The sequence below is a fragment of the Kitasatospora sp. NPDC057512 genome (assembly GCF_042802135.1).
In the GTDB taxonomy this organism is placed as follows: domain Bacteria; phylum Actinomycetota; class Actinomycetes; order Streptomycetales; family Streptomycetaceae; genus Kitasatospora.
This window is the reverse complement of the sequence record NZ_JBHVET010000195.1, coordinates 1-12,001: the sequence shown is the minus strand read 5'-3', so window position 1 is coordinate 12,001 and position 12,001 is coordinate 1. Positions and strand designations below refer to the sequence as shown.

Genomic DNA, 12,001 nt, shown 5'->3' with positions numbered 1-12,001 from the left:
GGGGTTGGCTGCCGGAACCGGTCGGCGAAGCCGACCGGGGCGGCGAAGGTCTCGCGCAGCCGGGCGGCCAGGCGCCCGGCGAGCAGCGAGTGGCCGCCGAGGTCGAAGAAGGAGGCCTCCCGGCCGGGTGCCCGCGGCAGGCCGAGGACCTCGGCGAACAGGCCGCAGACCAGCTCCTCCCGGGGCGTGGCCGCCGCGCTGCCCTCGGTGGCCGCGGCGGGTTCGGGCAGGGCGCGGTGGTCGAGCTTGTCGTGGGCGGTGCGCGGCAGTTCGTCCAGCAGCAGGACGGCCGCCGGGACCATGTGCGCGGGCAGCCGGGCGGCGAGCGCGGCGCGCAGCCCGTCCGGGTCGGGCGTGCTGCCGCTCTCCGGGACGGCGTAGCCGAGCAGGCGCTTGCCCTGCGGGCCGGGCCGGGCGATCACCACGGCCTGGGCGACGCCCGGGAGTTCGGCGAGGACGGCGGCGATCTCGCCGGGCTCGATCCGGAAGCCGCGGATCTTCACCTGGTCGTCGGCCCGGCCGAGGAACTCCAGGGTGTTGTCGGGGCGGCGCCGGGCGAGGTCGCCGGTGCGGTACATCCGGCTGCCGGGCGGGCCGAAGGGGTCGGCGAGGAAGCGTTCGGCGGTGAGGTCGGGGCGGCCGAGGTAGCCGCGGGCCAGGCAGGCGCCGGCCATGTACAGCTCGCCGGTGACGCCGTCGGGCGCGGGGCGCAGCGAGCCGTCCAGGACGTAGGCGCGGGAGCCGCGCACCACCCGGCCGCGCGGGGCACCGTCCGGGCCCGGGGTCCAGGCGTAGGCGTCGACGGTGGTCTCGGTCGGGCCGTAGAGGTCGACCGGGTGCAGGCCGGGGACGGCGGCCAGGCGCTGCCAGAGGGCGGGCGGGGTGGCCTCGCCGCCGACCACGAGGACGGACGGGCGGTGCCGGCCCTCGTCCAGGATGCCTTCGGCGATCAGGACTTCGAGGTAGGAGGGGGTGAGGTCGAGGTAGTCGACGCGCTCGCGGTCGAGGTGGGCGGCGAGCGCGGCCGGGTCGCGGTAGGTGGCGTCGTCCAGCAGGTGGAGCTCGTGGCCGTGGACCATCCAGAGCACTGGGTCCCAGGAGGCGTCGAAGGCGAACGAGGCGCTGTGGGCGACGCGCAGCCGGTCCCGGCCGGCCCGGCGCAGGGCGGGGGCGACGTGGTCCTCGCCGAGGCCGGCGTGGAGGTTGGCCAGCGAGGCGTGGGTGACCACCACCCCCTTGGGGCGGCCGGTGGAGCCCGAGGTGTGCAACACGTAGGCGGGCTGGTCGGGTCGGGGCGCGGGTGGGGCGGTGTCGGGCTCGTCGGCCGCGTCCTGCGGGCGGACGACGGGCAGGCCGGCGGGCAGGTCGAGCCCGGCGAGGGCCTCGGGGGTGCCGATCGCGCAGACCGGGCGGGCGTCGGCCAGCACGGCGGCGAGGCGTCGCTCGGGGTGGGCGAGGTCGAGGGAGACGCAGGCGCCGCCCGCCTTGAGGACGGCGAGCATCGCCACCAGGGTGTCGGTGCCGCGCGGCAGGGCGATCGCGACCGGTGCGCCGTCCTTGACGCCGAGGGCGGTCAGCCGGTGGGCGAGCCGGTTGGCGGCGGCGTCGAGCTGCCGGTAGGTCAGCGCGGCCGAGCCGGAGCGGACGGCGACGGCCTCCGGGGTGCGGGCGGCCTGGGCCGCGAACAGCTCGGGCACGGTCCGCTCGACCGGGGGCTCGGTACGGCCTTCGGTCGCCCGGCGCAGGCCCTCCGGGTCGAGCAGGTCGATCCGGGCGACGGGCGTCCGGGGATCGGTGAGCAGCAGGTCGGCGAGGGCGTCGAGGTAGCGCAGCAGGCCGTCGCGGTGGGCGGCGAGGCAGGAGGCCCCGTAGCGGGCCGGGTCGGCGTCGATGACCAGGCGCAGCGCGCCGTCCGGGCCGGGTGAGACGTTCAGGGCGAGGTCGTCGACCGGGCCGGCGGCGAGGTTGCGGACGGTGCCGGGCAGGCCGGCCAGGTCGAGGTCGCTCTCGAAGGCCTTGATGTTGACCATCGGGCCGAACAGGGCGCGGCGGTCGCCGGTGCGGCCGAGGTCGCGGCGCAGCTCCTCCAGCGGGTAGCGCTGGTGGCGGCGGACGGCGCGCAGTTCGCGGACCACGGCGCGCAGCAGGGCCTCGGCGCTGTCGGCGGGGCGGACGGCGAGGCGCAGCGGGAGCACGTTGGCGGCGGCGACGGGGGTGCGCAGGGCGGCCGGGCCGCGGCGGTTGGCGAGCGGCAGGCCGAGGACGACGTCCTGGGTGCCGGTCAGGCGGTGCAGGTAGCCGGCCGCGGCGGCGAGGAGCAGCTCGGCCCAGGTGGCGCGGACGGCGTCGGCGGCGCGCTCCAGGCGGTCGCGGGTGCCGGCCGGCAGCTCGGCGGTGAGGCGGATCGATGCGCCGGACGCGCCGGGCTCGGGGGACGCGCCGGGATCGGGGGACGCGCCGGGATCGGGGGTGCCCGGGAGGGTGGCCGGGGTGTCGGCGTCGGACATCCGGGCGGACCAGTGGGCGCGGTCGGCCCCGTACTGCGCGCTCTCCCGGTACCCGGCCTCCTCGGCGGCGGCCTCGGCGAGTGCGGCGAAGGGGTTCGGCGCGGGTTCGGTGCCGGTGGTGCGGGCGGTGTAGAGGGCGGCGACCCGGTCGCCGAGGAGGGTCAACGCGTAGGCGTCGACGGCGAGGTGGTGGATGCGGCGGTACCAGATCCGGCGGTCCCCGGTGAGCCGGATGAGCGCGTGGGTGAACAGCGGGCCCTCGGCGAGGTCGGCCGGGCGGGCGAGGTCGGCGCGCATCCAGGCCTCGGCCTCGGCGGCCGGGTCGGCGGCGGCGCGCAGGTCCAGGCGGTGCAGCGGCCAAGGGCGACCAGGGCTCAGCCGCTGGCGGGGCGTGCCGTCCGGGCCGGTGACGACGACGGCGCTCAGCGCCTGCGCCTCCTCCACCGTCTGCCGCAGCGCCTGTTCGAACCGGTCCTCGTCGAGCGGGCCGGTGATCTCGACGGCGTCGCCGGTGTTGTAGACCGGGCTGTCGGGGTCGAGCGCCTGGGCGTACCAGATGGCGGCCTGGGCGGCGAGCAGGGGGACGTCGGCGGCCTGACCGTCGACGGTCCGGCTGTGGGCGGCCCGACTGTCGACGATCTGGCTGTCGACGGTCTGACTGTCGGCGATCTGGGTTTCGACGGCAGGCATGGGGTGGAGAGCTCCTCGGGGGATCCGGAACGCCTTACTTAGGTTAGCCTAATCTAAGTTCATATGATCTGGTCAACGGCCCCGCAGGGCCGGGACCCTGACACCCCGGAGACGCCACCCGTGCCCCAGACCGAACCGCTGCCGCAGAGCGCCGAACCCACCGGACCCACCGGGCCGACCGCCGCCAAGCGGGCCGTGCGCGAGCACGTCCTCGCCCTGCGGGCGGAACTCCTCGCGCTCAGCCACCGCATCCACGCCCACCCCGAGACCGCCTTCGAGGAGCACCTGGCGGCCGCCTGGTGCTCCGAACTGCTGCGCGCGCACGGCTACTCGGTCACCGCGCCCGCCCACGGCCTGGCCACCGCGTTCGACGCGCGCCTCGGCAGCGGGCCCGTCACCGTCGCGCTGGTCTGCGAGTACGACGCCCTGCCCGGACTCGGCCACGCCTGCGGGCACAACCTGATCGCCGCCGCCGGGATCGGCGCGGCGCTCGGGCTCGCCCCGTACGCGGACGAACTCGGGCTCACCGTACGGGTGATCGGCGCGCCGGCCGAGGAGCGCGGGGCGGGCAAGGCCCTGCTGCTGGAGGCCGGGGCGTTCGACGGGGTGGACGCGGCGATGATGGTCCACCCCTGCCCCGTCGAGGTCGCCGACTTCCGCTCCTTCGCGCTCGGCACGCTGTCCGTCCGCTACACCGGGCGCGCCGCCCACCCGAGCCTCGACCCGCACCGGGGGCGCAACGCCGCCGACGCGCTCACCGTCGCCCAGGTCGCGATCGGGCTGCTGCGCCAGCAACTCCCGCCGCAGTGGCGGGTGCACGGCATCACCACGGCGGCCGGGACGGCGCCGAACCTGATCCCGGACAGCGCGAGCGCCGAGTACGAGATCCGGGCCTCGGCCTCCGAGGACCTCGCCGAACTGCGCTCCCGGGTCGAGGACTGCTTCCGCGCCGGGGCGCTCGCCACCGGCTGCGAGGTGGAACTGACCCGGCCCGAGCCGGACTACCTGGACATGCGCTCCGACCCCCGGCTGCTGGCGCTGTGGCGGGCCAACGCGGCGGCTCTCGGCCGGCCGGAACCGGTCGAGAGCGGCCCCTTCGCCTGTACGGACATGGGGAACGTGTCGCACGCGGTGCCGTCGATCCATCCCGTGCTGGACATCACCGGCGGCGCCTGCGCCCCGCACGAGGCGGCGTTCGCCGAGGCGGCACTGGGCCCGGAGGCGGAACGGGCGGTGCTGGACGGCGCGGTGGCGATGGCCTGGACGGCGGTGGACCTGGCGGAAGAGGGCTGACGGCCGCCGCCCACCCGGATCCCGCTCACCCGCCGAGCAGCACCCCCGGCGCCACCCGCACCGCGGTGACCCCCAGCTCCCGCACCAGCGCCCCGACCTCGCCCTCCTGCCACGGGTCGGCGAGCACCACGGCGGCGCCGGTCCGCAGCGGCCACAGGTACTCCCAGAGCGGCAGGCCCAGGTGCAGCACCCGGTCGCCCGGCCCGAGCGGGTGGGCCGCCTGGAGCTCGCGCACCCGGCGGTCCGCCTCGGCGTGGGTGAGCCGGACGGCGCTCGGGCGCCCGCCCGGGCCGTACCCGACGCAGAGCAGGTGGTGCGGGGTCAGCGCCCGGGGCGGGTCGGTGGGCAGCTCGCCGGCCGTCTCCAGCCCGGCCAGCGCCCCCGGCACCCCCTCCCCCAGCACACAGACCGGGGCGTTCTCCGCGAGCAGCCGCTCACGCCGCCCGGGCGTGTCCGCCGGGTCCAGCGGAAGGTACGCCGCGCCCGACTTCGCCACCGCCAGCAGCGCCGTCACCAGCTCCGCCGGGCGGCGGAGCCCCGCCAGGCCGACCACCGCACCCGGGCGGGCCCCACGGGCGGCCAGGGCGCGCGCCAGGCGGTTGGCCGAGGCGTTCAACTCCCGGTAGCTGACGGTCTCCCCGTCCGCGAGCACCAGCGCCGGGGCGTCCGGCGTCCGCGCCGCCTGCGCCTCGACCGGCCCCACCGCGGTGGTGGCCGGGTACCGCACCGTCCGGCGCGGCAGCGGAGGCAGTTCGGGCACCTCGGGCAGCACCGCCCCGCGGGCCGCGTCCCGAGCCCCGTCCCGAACCGGGCCCCGGAGCGCCTCGCCCACCCCCGCCGCCATCACGCCGCGCCCAGCAGCTCGGCCCAGGCCTCGATCGCCGGGCGCTCCGCGAGCTGGACGAACACCACCTCGGCGCCCTCCTCCTGCCAGCGCCCGGCGAGGGTCATCAGCCGGATGGAGTCCAGGCCCCAGTCGACCAGGTTCTCGTCCAGCGGGATCTCCGCCGGGTCCTCGCCGAGCAGGTCGGCGACCTCGGCCCGGATCCGCTCCACCGTGAAGCCCGTGCCGCTCACTTGCCGCCCACCCCTTCGAGCACCTCGACGTCCGTGGCGTCCGGGCCGGCCGCCGCAGCGGCCGGAGCCATCGCCCCGAGCACGGTTTCCGCCGTGGCGACCATCCCGCAGCGCCCGGCCACCCAGGCCAGCGCCCCGCGGTGCTCCGCCGGGCCGAAGTCGGCGACCGCGTCGGCCACCACGAAGGCCTGCACGTCCCGCATCCAGGCGTCGCAGGCGGTCGCCTGCACCCCGATGTGCGCGTACACACCGGTGATCACCAGCTGGTCCCGCCCCTGCTCGCGCAGCAGCTGCTCCAACTCGGTGCGCACGAAGGCGCTGTACTTCCACTTGGTGAGCACAGTGTCGCCCGGCGCGGGGGCGACGGCGTCGGCGATCGCAGTGGCCCGCGGGTCGGCCGGGATGCCCGGGCCCCAGAAGTCCTGCTGCAGCCCGCGCTCGGCCGGGCTCTGCCCGCCGAGCTGCGCCGAGTACACGACGGGCACGCCGGCGGCGCGCGCGGCCTCGGCCAACGCCTCGACGTTGCCGAGGAGTTCGGTCACCGGGGCGGCCTCGGCGTCGAAGGCGTCCAGGAAGTGGTTCTGCAGGTCGTGCACCAGCAGGACGGCGCGCGCCGGGTCGACCGTCCAGGCGACCCGGTTGGCGGGCAGTTCCTCGGCGGCGGGCATGGGATAGCGGGGAATGCGGGGCAGGCCCACTGTGGTGTTCCTTAGCTAGACAGGGCGAGGTGGTGGCGGGTCGAGAGGTCAGCCGGTGGTCAGCGAGGCCGCGATCGCGGCGCGCAGCTCCTTCTTGCTGACCTTCCCGATCCCGGTGGCAGGGAAGGCGGCGACGAACTCGACCCGGTCCGGCACCTTGTACTCGGCGAGCCCGCGCTGTCGCACGAACCGCTTCAACTCGACGCTCTTCGGGGGATGTTCACGGCTCTCGGCGCGCAGCACCACATACGCACAGGTGCGCTCGCCCAGGTACGGGTCGGGCATCGACACCACCGCCGCGTCGTGCACCGCGGGGTGCGCGAGCAGGTGGTTCTCGATCTCCTCGGCGGCGACCTTCTCCCCGCCCCGGTTGATCTGGTCCTTGGCCCGCCCCTCGACCACCAGGTGGCCGGTCGGGGTGCGCCGGACCAGGTCCCCGGTGCGGTAGAAGCCGTCCGCCGTGAAGGAGTCGGCGTTGTGCCCGGGCGCGTTCCAGTAGCCGCGGATGGTGTACGGGCCGCGCGTGAGCAGGTGTCCGGTGGCGCCGTCGGGCAGGTCCCGGTCCTGGTCGTCCACGATCCGGACCTCGTCGTCCGGCGAGATCGGCCGGCCCTGGGTGGTGGTGACCAGTTCCTCCGGGTCGTCCAGCCGGGTGTAGTTGACCAGGCCCTCGGCCATCCCGAACACCTGCTGGAGCGTGCAGCCCAGCACGGGGCGCACCCTCCGGGCCGCCTCCTCGCTGAACTTGGCGCCGCCGACCAGCAGCACCTCCAGGCTCTGGTAGCCGCGGGCGCCGCGCTCGGCGGCGTCCAGCCAGAGCAGCGCGAGCGGCGGCACCAGCCCGGTGATGGTCACGCCCTCGCGCTCGATCAGCGGGAAGGCCGTCTCGGGGGCGGGCTGCGGGCAGAGCACCACCCGGCCGCCGGCGTACAGCGTGCCGAGCGAACCCGGCGAGCTGAGCGGGAAGTTGTGGGCGGCGGGCAGCGCGCACAGGTACACGCTGTCCGGGTCCTGGCCGCACAGCTCGACCGAGCCGCGCAGCGAGTAGATGTAGTCGTCGTGGGTGCGCGGGATCAGCTTCGGCACGCCGGTGCTGCCGCCGGAGAGCTGGAGGAAAGCGACGTCCTCCGGGCCGGGCTCCCCGCCGAAGGCCTCCGGGCCGGGCCCGTCGCAGGGCACGTCCGCGAGCCGGACGTGCTCCCCCGGGTCCTCGCCGGCCACCAGCACCAGCCGCAGCGCGGGGCTCTCCGCCCGTACCCGGGTGGCGAGTTCGCGGTAGTCGAAGCCGCCGTCGACGGCGGGCACCACGTACGCCGCCGCATCGGTGAAGGAGCAGAAGTACCCGATCTCGGCGTACCGGTGGGCGGGCAGCGCGAAGACCGGCAGCGCGCCGATCCGGAACAGCGCGAACACGACCTCGAAGAACTCGGCGGCGTTGGGCAGTTGGACCACCACCCGGTCCCCGGCCCGGATGCCCCGGGCGAGCAGTCCGGCGGCCATCCGGTCGGCCCGGCGGTCGAGTTCGGCGTACGTCCAGCGCCGCTCGGTCGCCGCCACTCCGTGGCCGCCCGGGTCGACGACGGCGGTGCGCTCGCCGTGCGCGGCGGCGCGCTCGCGCAGCATCCGTCCGAAGGTCTCGCCGCGCCAGTACCCGGCGGCCCGGTAGCGCTCGGCGAACTCGGCGGGGTACGGGGTGAAACCCGCCCGGGCGGTCTCCAGCGGCGTCACCGGGCCACCCCCGCGGCGTCCAGGAAGGTACGGAACTTGGCGCTGGTCTCGGCGAGTTCGGCCTCCGGCCGGGACTGCTCGACCACGCCGGCGCCGGCGTACACCCGCAGCGTCCGCCCCTCCGCCTCGGCGCAGCGGATGGTGACCACCCACTCGCCGTCGCCGGTCGCGTCCTCCCAGCCGACCATGCCGGTGTAGAGGCCGCGGTCGAAGGGCTCGACCTCGGCGATCACCCGGCGGGCGACGTCCGTCGGCGTGCCGCAGACCGCCGGGGTGGGGTGCAGCGCGCAGGCCAGTTCGAGGGCGGTGACCGCCGGTTCGGCCAGCTCGCCGCGGATCGTGGTGGCCAGGTGCCACATCGCGGCCGTCCGTACCAGGGTGGGCCGTTCGGGCACCTCCAGGGTGCGGCAGTACGGCGCCAGCGCCTCGCGGATGGCGTCCACCACGACGGCGTGCTCGTGCAGGTCCTTGGGCGACTCCAGCAGCGCGGCGGCGCGCCGGACGTCCTCGCCGAGGTCCTCGCTGCGGGGGACGGAGCCGGCCAGCGGGTTGGCCAGCACGGCCGTCCCCCGCCGGGAGAGCAGGAGTTCGGGGCTGGCGCCGACCAGGGTGCGGCCGCCGCCGGACGGGACGGCGAAGGTGTAGCCGCCCGGGTCGCGGCGGGCCAGCCGCTGCAGGATGGCGGGCAGGTCGAGCGGCTGTTCGGCGCCCAGCTCCAGCGTCCGGGCCAGCACCACCTTGCTCAACTCCCCGCCGCGCAGCCGCTCGACGGCGGCCGCGACGCCCGCGCCGTACGCCTCGGGCGCGGGCACCGGGTCGATCCGCCAGTCGGCCTGCTCGGCCGCCGGCGCGGGCAGGGCGATCAGCGGGTCGTCGCGCAGCGCCCCGGCGGTGCGGACCCGGGCAGGGACGGCGAGTTCGACCCGGCTGTCCCGGTCGAACGCCACCGCACCGACCACCAGCGGCCGTTCGACGCCGGAGCGGCCCGCCTCGGCCAGCGTCTCGGCGACCCGCACCGGCAGCGGCCGCCCGTCCTGCGGCACCCGGGCGTGCACCCCGGAGCCGAGCAGGGTGCGGGTCGGCGAGGCGAAGAACGCCTCGTCGGAGCCGGCCCGGTACTGGCCGAGCAGTCCGCTGGCCGCGCCGATGACGGCGTGGTCCGGGCCCTCGGCGAGGGCGGTCGCCGGGGCGTCGGGCCCGGCGGGTATCGGCCCGGCGGGGGCGTGGTGCACCGTGGTCACGGCGGTTTCTCCAGTCTGGGACGGTTCTTCGGGAGGTGGGAGGCGGGAGGCGGGAGGAGGACCGGCGGCGTTCCGCTCAGGCGCGCAGGGTCGCGCCGCCGTCGACGTACAGGTCGTGCATGGTGATGTGCCGCGCCCGGTCGGAGGCCAGGAACACCACGGCCTCCGCGATGTCGGCGGGCGCGGCGATCCGCCCGAGCGGGATGCCGACCCGCCAGGCGCCCAGGTCGCCCTCGATCACCCGGCGTTCGGCCGCCTCGGCGTCCTCGCCCCACAGCGCGCGCTGCATGTCGGTGTCGGTCGAGCCGGGCGACACCACGTTGCACCGCACCCCGGACCGGGCGAGCTCCAGCCCCAGGCAGCGGGTGAACATGGTGGCCGCCGCCTTGGACGCCGCGTAGGCGGCCATCCCGGCCCGCGGCACCCCGGCGGCGTTGGACCCGACGGTCACGACCGCTCCGCGTCCGCGGCCCGCCATCCGGCGGCCGACGGCGCGGCTGGTGTGGAAGACGCCGGTGGTGTTGACGGCGAAGGTGTCCGCCCAGTCCCCGTCGGTGAGTTCGACGACCGGGGCGGTACGCAGGATTCCCGCGACGTTGACCAGCACGCCGATCGGTCCGAGCCGGCTCTCGATCAGCTCCACGGTGCGGTCGACCGCCCGGGCGTCCGAGACGTCCAGCACGTACGGACGCACGGACGGCAGCTCGGCCGCCAGCGCGTCGATCCCGCCGGGATCGCGGTCCACCGCCGCGACGACGGCTCCCTCGGCCACCAGCGCCCGCACCACGGCCGCGCCGATGCCCTGCCCGGCCCCGGTGACCATCGCGACGGCACCGGCGAATTCGGACTGTTGCTGCACAGGACATCCCCTCCGACCAGCAAGATTAGGCAAGCCTAACCTAACACAGCTGTTCGCCTGTGCCGAGCGTCTGTGCGAATCCCGCTGCCTCGACGTCAACTCGCGCCGGGCGCACGGAGGCCGCCGGCCCCGGACGATCCGGCGGCCCCGGCCTCCTTCCGGTACCGAAGCCGGCACCGAAAGTCCGGCACCGAAAGTCCGGCACCGAAAAGCGGGTGCCGAAAAGCGGGTGCCGCCCACCCGTGGATGAAGCAGCATGACCCGTATGTCTGATACCTCAGTACTCACCCGGGCCGAGGCCGTCGAGCGCCACCGCCTGCTCGACGTCCGCACCGTCCGCCTCGACCTCGACCTGACCCGCGGTCGGGAGGTCTTCGGCTCCACCACGGTGATCCGCTTCGGCTGCACCACCCCGGGCGCCGGGACCTACGTGGACGTCAAACCGGCCGCGCTCCGCCGGGTGGTGCTGAACGGCCGCGAACTGGACGTCGCCGCGCTGCGCGCCGGGCGCTTCCCGCTGACCGGACTGGCGGCCGACAACGAGCTCACCGTCGAGGCCGACATGGCCTACTCGCACACCGGCGAGGGCATGCACCGCTTCACCGACCCCGCCGACGGCGAGGACTACGTCTACACCCAGTCCTTCCTCGACGACGGCCCGCGGGTCTTCGCGTCCTTCGACCAGCCCGACCTCAAGGCGCGGTACACGGTGTCCGTCACCGCGCCGCGGCAGTGGACCGTGGTCGGCAACAGCGTGGGCCGCCAGGTCGCGGCCGGGCGCTGGGAGTTCGCGCCCACCCCGGCGATCAGCAGCTACCTGGTCTCGGTGGTGGCCGGCCCGCTGCACTCGGTGCGCACCGAGCACGACGGGATCCCGCTCGGCCTGCACTGCCGCCGCTCGCTCGCCACCCACCTGGACGCCGACGCCCCCGAGCTGCTGGAGGTGACCCGGCAGGGCTTCGACCACTACCACCGGGTCTTCCGGCACCGCTACCCCTTCGACAGCTACGACCAGTGCTTCGTGCCGGAGTTCAACGCCGGCGCGATGGAGAACCCTGGCTGCGTCACGCTGCGCGACGAGTTCGTCTTCCGCTCCGCCGTGGACGACACCCGGCGCGAGGAGCGCGCCCTGGTGGTGGTGCACGAGATGGCGCACATGTGGTTCGGCGACCTGGTCACCATGAAGTGGTGGGACGACCTGTGGCTGAACGAGTCCTTCGCCGAGTACATGGCCTACAGCGTCACCGCCTCCTCCACCCGCTTCACCAGCGCCTGGACCGGCTTCGCCGCCAACCGCAAGACCTGGGGCTACGACGCCGACCAGCGCCCCTCCACCCACCCGGTGGCCCCCGGCACGGTGGACGACACCGCCCAGGCGCTGCAGAACTTCGACGGCATCTCCTACGCCAAGGGCGCCGCCGCACTGCGCCAGCTGGTCGCCTGGCTCGGCGAGGAGGCCTTCCTGGCCGGCGTCAACGACTACTTCGACGAGCACGCCTTCGGCAACGCCACCCTCGACGACCTGCTCCAGTCCCTGGCGGCGGCCGGCGGCCGCGACGTCCACGGCTGGGCCGACCGCTGGCTGCGCACCACCGGCGTGGACACCCTGCGACTGACCGACGGCCGGATCGAGCACACCTCCGCCGACGGCGGGCCGCGCCCGCACCAGCTGACCATGGGCCACTACCGGCGCACCGCCGAGGGCGCCCTGGAGCTGGCCGACCGCGTGCCGCTCGACCTGGCGGCCGACAGCACCACGGCGGTGAAGACCGACGCCGAACTGACCCTGCTCAACGACACCGACCTCAGCTTCGTCAAGATCCGTCTCGACCCGGGCTCCTGGCGGACCGTGCACTCCTCGCTCGGCGCCGTACCCGAGGAGCTGGCCCGGGCGGTGCTCTGGAGCAC

Annotated in this window: 9 protein-coding genes; 2 read left to right on the top strand and 7 right to left on the bottom strand. The window is 75.7% G+C overall.

Annotated elements, in window-relative coordinates:
• Positions 1–3,197, bottom strand: a 3,197-nt coding sequence (locus ACFU6K_RS15520) for an amino acid adenylation domain-containing protein (protein ID WP_380663371.1), incomplete at its 3' end; no start/stop codon positions are given.
• 120 nt (positions 3,198–3,317) lie between these two features.
• On the opposite strand from ACFU6K_RS15520, the gene ACFU6K_RS15515 reads away from it, so the two are divergent.
• A complete protein-coding gene (locus ACFU6K_RS15515) occupies positions 3,318–4,490 on the top strand; it encodes a M20 family metallopeptidase (protein ID WP_380663370.1) in 1,173 nt (390 codons plus the stop codon).
• 25 nt (positions 4,491–4,515) lie between these two features.
• Here ACFU6K_RS15515 and ACFU6K_RS15510 read toward each other — a convergent pair whose 3' ends face one another.
• The 6 genes from ACFU6K_RS15510 to ACFU6K_RS15485 all read right to left on the bottom strand — a co-directional run bounded on the left by ACFU6K_RS15510 (position 4,516) and on the right by ACFU6K_RS15485 (position 10,126).
• Entirely contained in the window at positions 4,516–5,250 is a 735-nt protein-coding gene (locus tag ACFU6K_RS15510) for an AMP-binding protein (protein ID WP_380663368.1), read from the bottom strand.
• Positions 5,251–5,333: 83 nt separating this feature from the next.
• Positions 5,334–5,567 carry a phosphopantetheine-binding protein gene (locus ACFU6K_RS15505; protein ID WP_380663367.1) on the bottom strand — a complete coding sequence of 78 codons (234 nt, stop codon included), beginning with the start codon at positions 5,565–5,567 and terminating at the stop codon, positions 5,334–5,336.
• Positions 5,564–6,265, bottom strand: a complete 702-nt coding sequence (locus ACFU6K_RS15500) for an isochorismatase family protein (RefSeq protein ID WP_380663365.1) — start codon at positions 6,263–6,265, stop codon at positions 5,564–5,566. Before ACFU6K_RS15500 ends, ACFU6K_RS15505 begins: the two co-directional genes overlap by 4 nt.
• Before the next feature lie 48 nt (positions 6,266–6,313).
• Positions 6,314–7,993, bottom strand: a complete 1,680-nt coding sequence (locus ACFU6K_RS15495) for a (2,3-dihydroxybenzoyl)adenylate synthase (RefSeq protein WP_380663364.1) — start codon at positions 7,991–7,993, stop codon at positions 6,314–6,316.
• Positions 7,990–9,201: an isochorismate synthase DhbC gene (dhbC, locus tag ACFU6K_RS15490; protein WP_380663373.1), complete on the bottom strand. Its 1,212-nt coding sequence runs from the start codon at positions 9,199–9,201 to the stop codon at positions 7,990–7,992. The genes ACFU6K_RS15495 and dhbC overlap by 4 nt, the downstream gene beginning before the upstream one ends.
• Positions 9,202–9,310: 109 nt before the next feature.
• The gene (locus tag ACFU6K_RS15485) at positions 9,311–10,126 is read right to left on the bottom strand and encodes a 2,3-dihydro-2,3-dihydroxybenzoate dehydrogenase (protein ID WP_380663362.1); all 816 of its coding nucleotides are present in this window, start codon (positions 10,124–10,126) and stop codon (positions 9,311–9,313) included.
• Positions 10,127–10,358: 232 nt separating this feature from the next.
• Here ACFU6K_RS15485 and pepN point away from each other — a divergent pair.
• On the top strand, positions 10,359–12,001 hold a 1,643-nt coding region (gene pepN, locus ACFU6K_RS15480), incomplete at its 3' end, for an aminopeptidase N (RefSeq protein ID WP_380663361.1).